Annotated in this window: 14 protein-coding genes; 6 read left to right on the top strand and 8 right to left on the bottom strand. The window is 74.3% G+C overall.

Annotation, left to right across the window (positions count from 1 at the left end; all coding sequences use genetic code 11):
* The 3 genes from ABT381_RS31435 to ABT381_RS31425 form a co-directional block, all read right to left on the bottom strand.
* Positions 1 to 1,992, bottom strand: a 1,992-nt coding sequence (locus tag ABT381_RS31435) for a molybdopterin-dependent oxidoreductase (RefSeq protein WP_351600190.1), incomplete at its 3' end; no start/stop codon positions are given.
* Positions 1,989 to 2,816, bottom strand: a complete 828-nt coding sequence (locus ABT381_RS31430; RefSeq protein ID WP_351600194.1) for an FAD binding domain-containing protein — start codon at positions 2,814 to 2,816, stop codon at positions 1,989 to 1,991. The genes ABT381_RS31430 and ABT381_RS31435, both read right to left, overlap by 4 nt.
* Positions 2,817 to 2,919: 103 nt before the next feature.
* Positions 2,920 to 3,507 carry an Rv1733c family protein gene (locus tag ABT381_RS31425; protein WP_351600188.1) on the bottom strand — a complete coding sequence of 196 codons (588 nt, stop codon included), beginning with the start codon at positions 3,505 to 3,507 and terminating at the stop codon, positions 2,920 to 2,922.
* A gap of 343 nt (positions 3,508 to 3,850) precedes the next feature.
* Here ABT381_RS31425 and ABT381_RS31420 point away from each other — a divergent pair, with 343 nt between their 5' ends.
* Positions 3,851 to 4,723 (top strand): GvpL/GvpF family gas vesicle protein, encoded by an 873-nt coding sequence (locus ABT381_RS31420; protein WP_351600186.1) that lies wholly within the window; start codon positions 3,851 to 3,853, stop codon positions 4,721 to 4,723.
* A 28-nt stretch (positions 4,724 to 4,751) separates the two neighbouring features.
* Here the strand turns inward: ABT381_RS31420 and ABT381_RS31415 are convergent, their stop codons facing one another.
* A complete protein-coding gene (locus ABT381_RS31415; RefSeq protein ID WP_351600184.1) occupies positions 4,752 to 5,405 on the bottom strand; it encodes an HD domain-containing protein in 654 nt (217 codons plus the stop codon).
* A gap of 162 nt (positions 5,406 to 5,567) precedes the next feature.
* The gene (locus tag ABT381_RS31410) at positions 5,568 to 6,386 is read right to left on the bottom strand and encodes a DeoR/GlpR family DNA-binding transcription regulator (protein ID WP_467753790.1); all 819 of its coding nucleotides are present in this window, start codon (positions 6,384 to 6,386) and stop codon (positions 5,568 to 5,570) included.
* A 285-nt stretch (positions 6,387 to 6,671) separates the two neighbouring features.
* Between ABT381_RS31410 and ABT381_RS31405 the strand changes: the two genes are divergently transcribed.
* Genes ABT381_RS31405 through ABT381_RS31385 form a run of 5 tightly spaced genes read left to right on the top strand, consistent with a single transcriptional unit; the run spans position 6,672 to position 12,754 of the window.
* Positions 6,672 to 8,033, top strand: a complete 1,362-nt coding sequence (locus ABT381_RS31405) for an MFS transporter (protein ID WP_351600182.1) — start codon at positions 6,672 to 6,674, stop codon at positions 8,031 to 8,033.
* 2 nt (positions 8,034 to 8,035) lie between these two features.
* Positions 8,036 to 9,538 (top strand): FGGY family carbohydrate kinase, encoded by a 1,503-nt coding sequence (locus ABT381_RS31400; RefSeq protein ID WP_351600180.1) that lies wholly within the window; start codon positions 8,036 to 8,038, stop codon positions 9,536 to 9,538.
* The gene (locus ABT381_RS31395; protein WP_351600178.1) at positions 9,538 to 11,046 is read left to right on the top strand and encodes an FGGY-family carbohydrate kinase; all 1,509 of its coding nucleotides are present in this window, start codon (positions 9,538 to 9,540) and stop codon (positions 11,044 to 11,046) included. The genes ABT381_RS31400 and ABT381_RS31395 overlap by 1 nt, the downstream gene beginning before the upstream one ends.
* A complete protein-coding gene (locus ABT381_RS31390) occupies positions 11,043 to 11,669 on the top strand; it encodes a histidine phosphatase family protein (protein ID WP_351600176.1) in 627 nt (208 codons plus the stop codon). Before ABT381_RS31395 ends, ABT381_RS31390 begins: the two co-directional genes overlap by 4 nt.
* 44 nt (positions 11,670 to 11,713) lie before the next feature.
* Positions 11,714 to 12,754 carry a 2-hydroxyacid dehydrogenase gene (locus ABT381_RS31385; RefSeq protein WP_351600174.1) on the top strand — a complete coding sequence of 347 codons (1,041 nt, stop codon included), beginning with the start codon at positions 11,714 to 11,716 and terminating at the stop codon, positions 12,752 to 12,754.
* A gap of 9 nt (positions 12,755 to 12,763) precedes the next feature.
* Here ABT381_RS31385 and ABT381_RS31380 read toward each other — a convergent pair whose 3' ends face one another.
* The 3 genes from ABT381_RS31380 to ABT381_RS31370 all read right to left on the bottom strand — a co-directional run.
* Positions 12,764 to 13,282 (bottom strand): lasso peptide biosynthesis protein, encoded by a 519-nt coding sequence (locus ABT381_RS31380; RefSeq protein WP_351600172.1) that lies wholly within the window; start codon positions 13,280 to 13,282, stop codon positions 12,764 to 12,766.
* Entirely contained in the window at positions 13,279 to 13,554 is a 276-nt protein-coding gene (locus ABT381_RS31375; protein WP_351600170.1) for a PqqD family peptide modification chaperone, read from the bottom strand. The genes ABT381_RS31380 and ABT381_RS31375 overlap by 4 nt, the downstream gene beginning before the upstream one ends.
* On the bottom strand, positions 13,545 to 15,013 hold a 1,469-nt coding region (locus ABT381_RS31370; protein WP_351600168.1), incomplete at its 5' end, for an asparagine synthase-related protein. The genes ABT381_RS31370 and ABT381_RS31375, both read right to left, overlap by 10 nt.

Genomic DNA, 15,013 nt, shown 5'->3' with positions numbered 1-15,013 from the left:
ACCGCCAGCAGCACCCCCATGGCCAGCAGGAACATCCCGGCCAGCACCATCACGTCGAACGCCAGGTGGACGGCGGTCACGGCCGGCCACTGGGCCGAGCATCGAGAGGGCGAGTCCCTCGCCGGACTGCCAGCCGTCCGGGGCCGGTGGGGCGGGTTCGGCCCGGGCCCGGCGCACGAGGTCCAGGCACTGGTCCAGGCCGTAGCCGGCGAGGTGCAGGTCCGCTTCCTCGCCGAGCGGGCCGACGAGGGGTTCGCCGGGGCGGACGACGTTCTTCTCGCGCAGCGCGAGCGGGTCGAGGCCGAGCCTGCGGGCCAGTTCGTCCAGGGCCGATTCGACGGCGAGGACGACCTGGCCGAGGCCGTAGCCGCGGTACGCGCCCGCGGGGACGGTGTGGGTGTAGACGGCGAAGCCGTCGGCCCGCTTGTTCGGGCAGCGGTAGAGGGCCAGCGACTCGCCGCAGGCGCGGCGGAGCACGCTCGGGCCGTGGTTGCCGTACGCGCCGGTGTCGGCGACGACGCGCAGCTGGAGGGCGGTGAGCGTGCCGTCGCGGCGGGCGCCGGCCCGGATCCGGACGGTGAACGGGTGCCGGGTCGTCGTGCCGTGGAACTGTTCGGCCCGGGTGAACTCCAGCTTCACCGGGCGGCGCAGCCGCAGCGCGGCGAGCGCGACGATGTCCTCGGCCAGCATCTCCTGCTTGCCGCCGAAGCCGCCGCCGACCCGGCCCGCGACGACGCGGACGGCGTCGGGCGGCAGGTCGAAGAGGGTGCACAGGGCGCGGCGGGTGAGGAAGGGGGTCTGGGTACTGGAGCGGACGACCAGCCGCCGCTGCCCGTCGGCCGTGCCCTCGGCGGACTCGGCGGACTCGGTGGGCTCGGTGGACTCGGTGGACTCGGTGGGCTCGGTGGGCTCGAGCCAGGCGATCGCGCCGTGCGTTTCCAGGCTCGCGTGCTGGACGCGCTGGGTGCGGAAGGTCTCCTCGTACACCACGTCGGCCGTGGCGAAGCCCGCCGCGACGTCGCCCGTCCCGCCGTGCACCTCGCCCGCGATGTTGTGCGCGGGCCGGGAGATGCGTGCGGTCCGCGCGTCCTTGTCGTGCACGACGGGCGCGCCGGGCCGCATGGCCTCCTCCGGGTCGAGGACGGCGGGCAGTACCTCGTACGTCACTTCGATGCGGCGGCAGCCTTCCTCCGCGGCCGCCTCGGTGTCGGCGACGACGGCCGCGACGCGCTGGCCGATGTGGCGGACGGTGTCGTCCAGGACGCGGGTGTCGGCCGGGTCCTCCTCGGGGTGTTCGTGGCGGGCGCTGGAGTAGTGGCGGGCGGGCGCGTCGTGGTGGGTGAGGACGGCGTGCACGCCGGGGACGCGCAGGGCGGCGGCGGTGTCGAGGGCGGTGATGCGGGCGTGTGCGTGCGGGGAGCGCAGCAGTTTCATGTGCAGCAGTCCCGGTACGTCGAGGTCGAAGGTGTAGCGGGCGGTGCCGGTGACGATCGCGGGGCCGGCCGGGTCCGGGAGGTTCCGGCCCACCGTCTGCCCGGGGCCGGGCTCCTCGGTGTGCTGTACGCCGCGTACCGCGTCCTCGACGGCGCGGTAGCCGGTGCAGCGGCAGAGGTTGCCCTTCAGGGCGCGGGGCAGGTCGGCGAGCTGTTCGTCGTCCAGGGCCGCGGCGGTCATCAGGAAGCCGGCGGTGCAGAAGCCGCACTGGAAGCCCTGTGCGTCGAGGAAATTCCTTTGTACGGGGTGGAGTTCGCCGTCCGGTGCGGCCAGTCCCTCGACGGTGGTGACGGTGCGTCCGGCGGCGCGGAAGGCGGGGTAGAGGCAGCTGTGCACCGGCTCGCCGTCGACGTGGACGGTGCAGGCGCCGCAGTCGCCCGCGTCGCAGCCCTTCTTCACGCCGTACCAGCCGTGTTCGCGCAGGTAGGTGCGGAGGCACTGGCCGGGGCGCGGGGCGGTGTCGTACGGCCGGCCGTTGACGCGGATGGCGAAGGTCACGGGTGGCCGGTCCTTTCGTCCAGTTCCCGCCGGGCCTCTTCGGCCAGCCGGAAGGTCATGTGTCGCCGCCAGGCGGGCAGTCCGTGCGGGTCGTCGTACCAGTCGCCGTCGGGCACAGCGCCGGCGATTGCGTCCCGCAGTGCCGGTGCGTCCGGGAGCGCGGGGAACCACAGTCGTACCGGCCGTACGGTCGACGCGGTGACCGTCAGTGTGAAGGTCGCGTCGGCGGGGTCGAGGGTGGCGATGATCAGGGCTCCGGAGCGGCCCAGGCCGGACAGGGAGGCTTGCCGGAACGCGGTACGGCGGTGGAGCGCGCGGGCGGGGAGTGTCACCGAGCGCAGCAGTTCGCCCTCTCCGAGGTCCTGCTCCCCGACGCCGGTGACGAACTCGGTGACCGGGACGCGGCGGAGGATCCCGGCCTGCGAGCGGAGCAGGCAGCTGCCGTCGAGCGCGGCGGTGAGGGCGATCATGGGTCCGGCGGGCAGGGCGGTGCAGAGGTTGCCGCCGACGGTGGCCTCGTGCCAGATCTTGAACGAGGCGAGGAAGGCGCGGCAGCACTGCTCGACGAGCGGGGCCGCCGGCGCGTCCAGTGCTCGGGCGTACCGGGAGAGTTCGGCGATGGTGCAGGTCGCCGCGGTCTCCAGCGCGCCGTCCGGCAGTCTGGTGATCGGTTGCCAGCCCATCCGGCCGAGGTCCACCAGGCGCCGCACGTGCGGCTGGGGTTCGGAGAACAGGAAGGTGCCGCCGGCCAGCCAGGCGTCGCCCGGCCGCCAGGGGACGCGCTCGCGGGCGTCCCGCACCTCGGTCACCGTGTTCAGGTCCATGTCACCGCCGGACTGGAGCGTCAGCACGCCGTTTCCAGGATAGCGAGGGGCGTGCGGCGCGCCCCATATGCGGGTGATCCCGGCCGGGGCGCCCGTGTCGCGCTCAGATGTGGTTCCGCCCCCACCGCGGCCCGATCTGGGCCCATTCGCGTTCCCAGCCCGCGAGGCGTACGTGGTCGAGGTAGCGGCGGCCGCTCCAGCGGACGGCCAGGACGAACAGGCCGAGGGCCATGCCGGTGCCGAGGCCGGCGGCGACGCCGTCGTCGGCCGCCTGGGCGGTGGTCATGGGCGCGCCGGCGGGCCTCCCGTCGAGGTCGGTCCAGACGGTGACCGCGGCGCCTTTGCGGGTGCCGGGGTCGACGTGCACCGTCGTGGTGTGTTTGCGGCCGTCGGGCGCGGTCCAGCGGGCCTGGGCGGGCACCTGGCCGGTTCCGGCGGCGAAGCCGGTGGCGGACGGGTCGGAGGGTACGGTCTCCAGCAGGCGGCCGGTCAAGGCCCGGCGTTCCGCGAGCTGTTCGGCGCGTTCCGCGCGCTGCGAGCCGTAGGTGGCGAGGCCGATGGAGAGTCCGACGGCCGGTACGCCCAGGAGGAGTGCGAGGGCCGTCAGCAGGCCGAGCCAGGCGTCCACCACGTCCCAGCGGCGGCGCAGCGGGCCCCGCCGCCACCGCCACCGTCCGCCGATGTGCTGCATGCCTGCCGCCTCCCTCGGCTCGCTCCGCTCGCGCTGCTCTCCCCCATCCCCCGGGTCCCTGTTGTCCGGCTACCCGCTTTCGGGCGGAAGGTGCCGGGCGGGACGCGGGTGGTTGTCCGTGTGAGTGCGTTGTTACTCACGTTTCAGCTGTTGTTGCTCGCGTTTCGGCTATTGCGCGGCTCTTCTTGCAGGCTAGTCCGTCCTCGGCCGGGCCGCGCCTTCGCGCCGGTGGCCGGGTTTGCCGGGCCGTGACTCCGGTACCCGTACAGCCGGGAAATCGAACGCAAGAGCGTACGAACACAGGCCGGAGAAGGAGAGGGCAGTGGCGGTGTCCACGCGTCCGATGGCAGGCCCCTTACACGACTCCCCACAGGGACCGCTGTATGTCTATGGCATCGTCCGCAGAGGTTTCCGGCCACGACCTGGGCTCACCGGCGTCGGCGGCGCCGCCGTGGTCGTGGTACCGGAAGGGTCGCTTGCCGCACTGGCCTCCGCCGCGGACAGCACGTCCGGTCCGCCCAGCGTCTCCGGTCCGCCCGGCGTCTCCGACCCGCCCGGCGTCTCCGGGCCGCCCGGGGAGCCGGCCGCCGACGACGCGTCCCTGCAGGCCACCGCCGACGCCCACCGGAGAGTCGTCGACGAGGCCGCCGCCGCTGTCTGCGTGCTCCCGACGCGCCTCGGTACGGTCCACCGCGACGCCCAGGAGGTGCGCCGCATCCTCGCCGCCCGCGCCGACCTGTACCGACGGCTGCTCGCGCGGCTGGACGGGCGGCTGGAGTGGGGCGTGAAGGCGTACGCCGAGGGCGAGGAGGCCGGTGCCGCGCCCACCGGTACCGAATCCGTGGCGGACGGCGCCGGCGAGCCCACGGACGGGCTGGCCCGCGCGGCCCACCACACGCTGGCGGACGTCGCCGAGTGCTCCTGCGTGCACCCCCCGCGGGACGCCTGCCCCGCCGGCGCCGCCGCTTCCCGCGCGACCTCCGCCTATTGGACCTCCCCCATCGCCCGGGCCCCGTATCCGCACGGCCGGAACCTCCTCGACAGCGCCTATCTCGTGCCGCGGGAGGCGGCCGGTGCCTTCGCCGAGACGGTCGGCGGACTGGCCGCCCGCTCCCCCGCGCTGCGCATCGAACTGACCGGGCCCTGGGCCCCGTACTCCTTCGCCGAGCCGGGGCGGCTGCCCGGCTTCCCGGGTTTCCCGGGCTTCCCCGGCTGAGTACCCCGGTCCGGCCGGCGGCGGGGCCTCACTCCGGCCAGGCGGACTCCTGGATCGTCGTGACGAAGTCCCCGCGCCGGAAGCCCGGCACGAAGTGCTCCAGGACGTCCGCCTTGACGTTGCCGAAGGTGGTCTCCGGCTTGGGCGCGATGCCCTCGGTGAAGGCGGCCAGGATGCGGCGCTTGAAGTCGGGGCGCGGGTGCTGCCGGGTGACGGCGGCCCGCGTCTCCGCGTCGATGTCGTCGTAGCCGATGCCCAGTACGTCGTACTCGACGCCGGCCGTCACCAGCGCGACCTCGGGCTCCATGAACTCGGGGATGCCGGGCGTGGTGTGCAGCGCGATGGCCGTCCACACCCGCCGCACGCTGTCCTGCGGCACGCCGCGCGCCGTGAGGAACCGCTTGGCCTCCTCCGCGCTGTCCACCTCGAACCGCCGGCCGCTGCGCCGGAACTCCTCGTTCAGGCCGAGGTCGTGGAACATCGCCCCGATGTAGAGCAGTTCGGGGTCGAAGGCCAGCTTGCGGTTGCGGCCCTGGAGGCTGCCCCAGTAGTACACCCGCCGGGAGTGGTGGTAGATCAGGTCGTCCGTCAGCTCCCGCACCAGCTCGGTGGCCTCGGCGGCCAGCCGGGTGTCCGGCACGGGCACCGGCATCCCGTCGCCGAGCTGCTCCGAAGGCGGCATACGCGCTCTCCTCTCAGACCGGCGCCGGGCCGTACCGCGACGCCTGAGACCTCTTCCCGGCCCTCATTCTGCGCGACGATCTCCGTACGCGCGGGCGATTCCGGCACGCGGGTGCGGTCGTTGGCGCCCCGGGAAAGCGCGCCCCCGTCGCCGCCCCGGGTGTTACGCGCCGCCGCCGACCGTGATCACCGGCACCCCCAGGTCCCGGAGGCGGCGCAGTTCGGCGACGGGCAGTGCGTCGTCGACGAGGACGGTGTCGAAGTCGGTGAGCGGGGCGAGCGCGTACACGCCCCTGCGGGCGAACTTGGTGTGGTCCACGAGCAGCACCTTGCGCGCGGCCCGGTCCATCAGCGCCCGTTTGACCTGCACCGTCTCCTGCGACTGGTGGTAGCAGGTGTCGCCGGTGACGGCGGTGGTGGACATGAAGAGCACGTCCGCGCGGAAGGAGCGGACCGCGTCGGCGGTGTGCGGGCCGAGGAACGCGTCGTACGCCGGGTAGTAGGCGCCGCCCAGCGCGAGGAGGGTGATGCCGGGCTCGCCCGCCAGCAGCTTGATGACCGGCAGGAAGTTGCTGATGACGGTGAGCGGCCCGCGTTCGGTGAGGTGCTGGGCCAGCGCGAGGCAGGTGGTGGACTCGTCGATCATGACGGTCTGGCCGGGGGTGAGCAGCCGCAGCGCGGCGCGGGCGAGCCGGCGTTTGGTCGCGTTCATGGCGGCCATGCGCTCGCTGATGTCGCCGTGGAAGAGCAGCGAGGGCAGCGAGGAGGCGCCGCCCCTGACCTTCCGCAGCCAGCCCTGCGCCTGGAGGACGTCCAGGTCGCGGTGGATGGTCATGATGCTGACCGCGTACTCCTCGGCGAGCGCGGCGGTGCGGACGAATCCCTCGGCGGCGACCTGTTCGCGGATGCGCTGCCGCCGTGCGTGCTGGACGTCCTCGCGTCTCGCGCTGCCGCCGGGCGCGCCGCCGTCGTCCTCGGTCACTGCGGGAACCTCTCGTTAACTTCACGCGGATCTCACACGGCGGTACTGCTTCCGCGCCCCAGGTCAGCGCGGAAATGCCGAGCTCACGCCGCGTTGCCGCCATGTTAAGCCCGCGGTGCGGGGGTGCGCCGCCGGCGGTTTTCACTCGGCGACCCGGCCGGCCCGCGAGAGGTCGTCCGGCGGGCGTTGACCCGCTCCGCGCGGCCCGCGTTGCATCGGTTCCAGAAGGGGCCAGGACGCGCCGGTCAGGGGCGCGGCCGCCCGTACCACTGGAAGAGGTGCCTCGTGGCCAGTACTCCTCCCGCGCTGATCGGGCCGCCACGCGCAGAACGGCCGGCCCGGACCGACCGGCTCGGCATTCCCCGCCCGCTCGCCTGGGGATTCCTCGGTGTCCTCGTCTTCATGATCGGCGACGGTGTCGAGTCCGGGTACCTCTCGCCGTACCTGGTGCAGGAGGGCCTGTCCGCGCAGCGCGTGGCGATGCTCTTCACCGTCTACGGCATCACCGCGTCCATCGCCGCGTGGCTCTCCGGCGCGCTGTCGGACCTGTGGGGGCCGCGCCGGGTGATGATGGCCGGGTTCGGTGCCTGGGTCGGCTTCCAGGTGCTCATGCTGGCGATCGCGGTGCCCTCGATGAACTATCCGCTGCTGCTCCTCAGCTACGGCCTGCGCGGCATCGGCTACCCGCTCTTCGCGTTCGGCTTCCTGGTGTGGATCGCGGCGACGGCGCCGGAGAAGCGGCTCGGCACGGCCGTCGGGTGGTTCTGGTTCGCCTTCACCGGCGGGCTGCCGACGCTGGGCTCGCTTCTCGCGAGCTTCCTCATTCCGCAGATCGGCGCCTACCGCACGCTGTGGTTCTCGCTCGGTCTGGTCGTCCTCGGCGGGCTGATCGCGCTGCTGCTCGTCCGCGAGCGGACCGGTTTCCGGCGGCTGGCCCCCGCGGGTGAGCGGCCGGTGGCCACGCTCTTCGGCAGTCTGGCGCTGCTCGGGCGCAATCCGCGGATCGGTATGGGTGCGATCGTCCGCATGATCAATACGGTGCCGGAGTTCGGCTTCCTGGTGTGCCTGCCGGCGTTCTTCACCCAGACGATCGGGCTGAGCCTGTCGCAGTGGCTGCGCCTGCTGTCCGTGATGTTCGCGGTCAACATCGTCTTCAACCTGGTCTTCGGGGTGCTCGGGGACCGGATCGGCTGGCGGCGCACGGTCGCCTGGTGCGGCGGCGCCGGCTGCACGGTCACCTCGCTGCTGCTGTACTACGTGCCGACGCTGCTCGGCGGGCAGTACGCGCTGTGCCTGCTGGTGGCGGGCCTGTTCGGCGCCACGCTGGCCGGGTACGTGCCACTCTCCGCGCTGATGCCCTCGCTCGCCCCCGCGCACAAGGGCCAGGCGATGGCGGCGCTGAACCTCGGCGCCGGGGCCAGCACGTTCGTCGGCCCCGCGCTCGTCGCGCTCTTCCTCGGCCCGCTCGGCGTGCAGGGCGTCATCTGGATCTTCGCCGGGCTGTACGCGCTGAGCGGCGTACTGGCCCTGTTCCTGCGCACGCCCGCCGAGGACCGGGACCGCCGCGCGGCCGGCACCCCCGAGCCCGGCCCCGTCCCGGCCACCACGACCGCGCCGCCCGCCCCCGGCGCCCCCGAAGGACTGTGAGCATGTCTGTACTCTCCATCGACGTCGGGACCTCGTTGATCAAGTCCGTCGTCTACGACGACGAGGGCCACGAGGTCGCCGTCTCCCGGCGCGCCACCGTCGTCGACCGTCCCCGGCCGGGCTGGGCCGAGCAGGACATGGACGCCGTGTGGGACGCGGTCGTCCACACCGTGCGGGCGGCGCTGGCCGAGGTGCGCGAGCGGGGCGCCGACCCGGTGTGGCTGGTCACCTTCACCGCACAGGGCGACGGCTGCTGGCTGGTGGACGAGCGCGGCCGGCCCACCGGCCCTGCCGTCCTGTGGTCCGACGGGCGGGCCGCCGACACGGTCACCGAGTGGGGCCGCACCGGCGGCCTGGAGGAGGCGTTCCGGCGCAACGGCTCGCTGACCTTCGCGGGCCTGCCGAACGCGATCCTCACCTGGTTCGCGCAGCACGACCCACAGCGCCTGGCCCGCTCCGACGCCGCCCTCACCGCCGCCGGCTGGCTCTTCCTGCGGCTCACCGGCGAGCGGGTGATCGACGAGTCGGACGCGTCCGCGCCCTTCCTCGACCACGCCACCGGCGCGTACGACCAGCAGGTCATCGACCTCTTCGGGCTGCGCGGGGCCGAGCGGCTGCTGCCCGACGTCGTCGGCGACGACCGGCGCATCGCGGAGATCACCGGCGCTGCCGCCGCCGAGCTCGGCGTCCCCGCGGGGCTGCCCGTCGTGATGGCGCCGTACGACATCGCCGCCACCGCGCGCGGCATCGGCGTGGTCAACCCCGGCCAGGCGTGCGCGATCCTCGGCACGACGCTGTGCGCCGAGGTCGTCCGCACGGCCGTGGACACCACCGGCGAGCCGAGCGGCATCCACATCGCCTACCGGGGCCGGGAGCGCGTGCTGCGCGCCTTCCCCACCCTCTCCGGTACCGAGGTACTCAACTGGACCGCCGGCGTCCTCGGCCTCTCCGGCGCGGCGGAGCTGTGCACCGAGGCGTTCCGCTCCGTGCCCGGCGCGCACGGCCTCGCCTTCCTCCCGTACCTCTCCCCCGCGGGCGAGCGGGCCCCCTTCCTCGACCCGCGCGCCCGCGGCACCTTCTGGGGCCTGAGCCTGGAGCACACCCGGGCCGACATCGCCCGCGCGGTCCTCGACGGGCTCTCGCTCACCCTGCGCGACGCGCTCACCGCCTCCCGTACGGAGGTCAGCGAGCTGCGGCTGTGCGGCGGCGGCGCGCGGAGCGACGCGTGGTGCGGGCTGATCGCCGACGTCACGGGCGTGCCCACCACCCGCTCCACCGACACCGAACTCGGCGCGAAGGGCGCCTTCCTCACCGGTCTCGTCCTCACCGGCGCCGAGTCGAGCATGCACCGCGCCGCCGACAAGTACGTCCATATGGGCCCCGCCTGGGAGCCCGACCCCGAGCGCGCCGCGCTCTACACCGACCGGTACGCCGCCTTTCTCTCCTGGCGCGCCCTGGCCCGCGAGGCCGGCTGGCAGCCGACCGGCCCGAAGGAGGAGTCCTGATGTCCCGCCACCCCGACCCCGTACGCCTCGGCCTCGACCTGGGCACCCAGAGCGCCCGCGCCGTCGCCGTGGACGCCCGCGGCCGGGTGCTCGCCGCCGCCTCCCGGCCGCTGCACAGCAACCGTACCGGCGAGCGCCACGAGCAGGACCCCGAGGAGTGGTGGCGCGCGCTCGCCGCGGCCTGCCGCGAAACCCTCGCGCAGATCGATCCGCGGCGGGTGACAGCGCTCGCCCTCGACGGCACGTCCGGCACGATTCTGCTCGCGGACGCGCAGGGCACCCCGCTCACGCCGGGCCTGATGTACGACGACGGGCGGGCCGCTGAGCAGGCCGTACGCGTCAACGACGTCGGCGCCGGCGTCTGGGAGGAGCTGGGCTACCGCGCCATGCAGCCCTCGTGGGCGCTGCCGAAGCTGGTGTGGCTGCTGGAGCACTCGGCGGCCGCCACCGCACCCGGCACCCGGCTGCTGCACCAGGTCGACCTGGTCACCTGGCGGCTGGCGGGCCGTCAGGTCGCGAGCGACGCCAGCCACGCCCTCAAGACGGGCTACCACCTCCTCGCGGAGGACTGGCCGGAGAAGGAGCTCGCCGCGCTCGGCGTGCCGGACTCCCTGCTGCCGGAGGTGGTACGGCCCGGCACCGTGCTCGGTACGGTGTGCGCCGACGCGGCGCGGGCCACCGGCATCCCCGAGGGCGTGGAGATCGTCGCGGGCATGACGGACGGCTGCGCCGCGCAGATCGGGGCCGGTGCGCTCGCGCCCGGCGCGTGGAACTCCGTGCTCGGTACGACGCTCGTCCTCAAGGGCGTCAGCACGCGCCTGGTCCGCGACCCCGGCGGCCTCGTCTACTGCCACCGCGGCCCCGGCGACACCTGGCTGCCGGGCGCCGCGTCCAGCAGCGGCGCGGGCGTGCTGACCCGCGAGTTCCCCGGCGCCGACCTGGCGGCCCTCACCGAACGAGCCGTCAACTCCGTTCGGCGGACGCCGAGTCGGGGGCACGACCCCGTCGCGTACCCCCTCGTCGGCTCCGGTGGCGAGCGCTTCCCCTTCCGCGCGCCGGACGCCCGCCCGTTCGTGCTGGGCGACCCGGCGGACGAGGCCGAGCGCTTCCACGCCCACCTGCTCGGCGTCGCCTGCCTCGAACGGCTCTGCTTCGACTACCTCGGCCACCTCGGCGCCCCCGTCGACGGCCCGCTCACCCTCACCGGCGGCGGCACCCGCAACGCGTACTGGAACCAGCTGCGCGCCGATGTCCTCGGCCGGACCGTCACCCTGCCCGAACATGCCGAGGGCGCCCTCGGCATGGCCGTGCTCGCGGCCACCGCCGACGGCACCCCCCTCACCGAGGCCGCCGCCGCGATGGTCCGCGTCCGTACCGCACACCACCCCGACCCCGAGCGCACCGCCCGCTTCACCCCCGCCTACCTCGCCTTCGTGGAGGCACTGAACCAACGCGGCCTGCTCGCCCCCGACGTGGCCGAGCACGCCGTCGGAAAGGCCCAGCAGTGACCGACTTCCTTCTCGTACGCCACGGCGAGACCGTCTGGCACGCGGAGAACCGCTACGCCGGACGCACCGACGTCGCCCTCACCGAACGGGGCCACGCGCAGGCCGCGGAGCTCGCGGCGTGGGCCGCCGGGGCCGCCATCGACGCGGTGGTCTGCTCCCCGCTCTCCCGGGCCCGGCTCACCGCTGAGCCGGCCGCGCGCGCCCTCGGCCTCGCCCCGCGCGTCGACGAACGCCTCCTGGAGGTCGACTTCGGCCGCGGCGACGGGCTCACCCGCACCGAGATGCGCGAGGTGTTCCCCGAACGGCTCGACGCGTTCCTCCGCGACCCCGTCGTGCATCATCTGCCCGGCGGCGAGGACCCCGAGCAGGCCGCAGCGCGGGCCGCCGACTGCCTCGCCGACCTCGCCCGGGAGCTGCCGGACGGCCGCGTGCTGGTCGTCGCCCACTCCACCCTCGTCCGGCTGCTGCTCTGCCGCGCGCTCGGCATCCCCCTCGGTACGTACCGCACGGTCTTCCCCGCGCTGGACAACGGCACCCTCACCGAACTGCGCCTCAAGGACGGACAGGCGTCCCTGCTCCGGCTGAACGCGCCCTGCGTCGTGTCCCCCTCCCCCGCCCACTGACCCGCACCCGCACCCGCACCCGCATCCACGGAGAAATGAACGACATGCCCACCACCGTCCTGGCCGCAGGCGACCACTTCGTCCTGCCCCGCCTGCTCACCGAACAGGTCGACGCCGCGACCGGCGGCGCCGCCGAGGTCCGCGAACTGCTGCTGCCCTGGCCGCACACCCCGTTCGGCCCGGTCGCCGAGGTGCGGGAGGCGTCCGGCACCGAGGACGAGATGATCGAGGCGCTGCAGGGCGCCCGCGTCTGCGTCACCCAACTGGCCCCGCTCACCGAGCGCATCCTCGCCCACTGCCCGGACCTGGAGCTCTTCTGCGCCAGCCGCGGCGGCCCGGTCAACGCCAACCTGGACGCGGCCACCCGGCACGGCGTCGCCGTCTGCTACGCGCCCGGCCGCAACGCCGTCGCCACCGCCGAGCACACCCTCGCGCTGATCCTCGCCGCGGCGCGCGGCCTCGGCGACGTCCACACCGACCTGCGGCGCGGCGTGTGGCGCGGGGACTACTTCGACTACGACAACTGCGGCATCGAGATCGACGGCGCCACCGTCGGCCTGGTCGGCTTCGGCGCCGTCGGCAGCCGGGTCGCCAAGGTACTGCTCGCGCTGGGCGCGACGGTGCTGGTCCACGACCCGTACGCCGATCCCGAGCGGCTCGCGGGGATCGCCGAGCAGGTGTCCCTGGAGGAGCTGCTCACCCGCTCCCGGATCGTCTCCCTGCACGCGCGGGTCACCGAGGAGACCACCGGCATGATCGGCCGCAAGCAGCTGGACCTGCTGCCCGAGGGGGCGGTACTGGTCAACTGCGCCCGCGGCGCCCTCCTCGACTACGACGCGGCGTGCGACGCGCTCGCCACCGGACGGCTCTCCGCCGCCGGCTTCGACGTCTTCCCCGAGGAGCCGGTCCCGGCCGGCTCGCCCCTGCTGACGGCCCCCGGCGTCGTCCTCACGCCACACATCGCGGGCGGCAGCCAGGGCGTCGCCCACAAGGCGGCCCGGATCGTGGCGGGCGAGGTGGGCCGCTTTCTGCGCGGCGAGCCGCTCGCCCACTGCGCCAACCTGGAGGTCCTGCGGCAGCGTTGAGAGGTCCGGTCACGGTGCCGGGCCGCCCGGCGACAGGGCGGCGCACCGTACCCGCTGGAGTACGGTATGGCCGGTCCGCACGCCCGGGATGTCGTTGAGCACCTCGCCGTGCAGTTCGGTCCAGGAGTGGAAGCCGAAGCGCGCGCCGATCGACGACCGCTGCCGGGCGATGACGGTCTCGGCCGGGAGTCCGAGCGCCGACAGGTAGACGGCCAGGGCGAACGAGCGGGCCAGGCACAGCGCGTCGGGTTCGGCCAGCCGTACGACGAGCTGGCAGCGCGGCAGTTCACGGCGGGCGAGACGGACCGCCGTGTCGTCCGGGAGGCCGCGGTGGGCGCGCGGGGCCGCCCGCGCGTCCCGCAGGCAGGACTGTGCGGCTCCCCAGCCGTGCCGCCGCAGGACGCGCAGCGCCCGTGCGGTGCGGACGGCGGCGGTCAGCCGGGTCCGCGGGGAGGTGCGGGGCACGGGCCCGGCGGCGTCGGCGCCCCACAGCAGGAAAGCCCAGTCCCGGGACACCCAGTTGGTCACGGCGCCGTGCCGGTGGGTTCGATGAGGCGGCTCTCCGCCAGTTGGGCGGCGAGCGCCCTGATGCCCTCGTGGAGCTCGCTCTCCTCGGCTTCGATGCCCTCCGTGAGATGACGGACGGCTTCGTCGGCCGTTTCGAAGCGCAGGGCTGCCTGGAGCATGAGGGTGGCGGTCGGGTTGAGTTCGAAGTAGACGCCCTCGGCGGTGTCGAGGAGGACGCCCGTGCCGTCGGCGGGGTCGAAGACGGTCTGTTCGGCAAGGCGGATCAGCGGCATCGGAGGTCCCCTGTCGGCTCGGTCCGGTGTGCCAGGTCGCGCAGGAACAGCTCGACCATGGCGGTGCACAGCAGGCTTTCGGCGTTACGGCGCAGCGCGCGCGGGTCGGCGAGGACGGCCGCGAGGCGCCCCGGGTCGACGACGCCCATGGCGGGCAGGCGTGCGTCGGGGCCGTCCAGTACGCCGGCGAGGGCGTCCGGGTGCCGCAGGCACCAGTTCTCGTCCGGCGAGCCGAGCCAGTCCCGCCCGTAGTGGCGCCAGACGCAGGCGGGAATGCGGCGGGCCGCGGCAAGACGCAGCACGGGTTTGTCGATGGTGCGCCCGGCATACGGGATGACCCGGTAGGCGTTGGGCAGCCGGGCAGCCAGCCGGCGCGGCCGTCTGCCGCCCCAGGGTTTGGCGCAGTGCAGGCCGTACGGCCGCCAGATCGTGAGGTTGAGGGTGTGCTCCTGGGCCGCCGAGTCCGGGTCGTACGGCGCGCTGGAGGCACCGGGAAAGGTGACGAGGAAGTCGCTCGCGCGCTCGGTCTCGGCGGTCGCTTCGGGGTCTTCGTAGAGGGAGCGGCCGGGGTGCAGGCTGCGGAGGATCCGGCTCAGCTCCCATCTGGAGCTGAGCAGCCCGTTGACCATGGCCCCGCGTTCCCGCCAGGGCGCGTCCGCGACGGCGATGTCGTACAGCCCGTACCGCAGCGGGCCGAAGACGAGGTCCCCGTCCAGGCCGGAGAGCACCGTGCGCACCCCGTCCGCCGCGATCCGGCGGGCCGTCAGGTCCAGGCGGCGGAACCAGACGTGGTTGAAGGGCAGCGGGAAGTCCCGCGCGGCGGGGAAGTAGGACTCGTCCTCGCCCGGCGGGTCCACCGTCACCAGGGGGACCGACAGGTGCCGGCACACCTCGCGGGCCCGGGGCGATTCGTCGGCGAGCGGGTCGGTGCTGCGCATGTGGTACGCGACGACATCGGCCCCCTGGTCGGTGAGCGCGGCGAGCACGGTGGCGGAGTCGACGCCGCCGGAGAGCAGGACGCCGATGCGGCCGCCGGTGGCGTAGGGCCGGGTCTCGGCGAGCAGCGACTCGTAGGCGAGGTCGGCGTACTGACGCAGCGAGGTGCGGCGCGGCAGTGGCAGCGGAGTGATCCGCTCGAAGGTCTCGGTACGCGTCGACCAGCCGTCCAGGACGGCGAGCCGGCCGGGGAGCAGTCGCTCGATGCCCGGGTAGACGAAGACGTCCTCGCCCCGGCACGCGCGCCACAGCGTCTCCCGGTCGAACTCCGGAGCGCCGTCGAGCAGGTCGCGCGGATCGCTCGACCACCGCGTCCGCCCGCCCCCCGCGCGGAAGTACAACTGCTCGGCGCTGCACACCCCGCGGAAGAGGACGACACGCCGCGCCGTCGCGACGGCACCGGAGACTTCCGCCGGCAGCTCCCGCAGTACGGCGTGGCGGCCGCGCGCCACCTCGCGGGCCA

The sequence above is a fragment of the Streptomyces sp. NPDC000151 genome (assembly GCF_040301705.1).
Lineage (GTDB): Bacteria > Actinomycetota > Actinomycetes > Streptomycetales > Streptomycetaceae > Streptomyces.
Note: the sequence above shows the minus strand (reverse complement) of the source record. Positions and strands in the feature narration are given on the sequence as shown.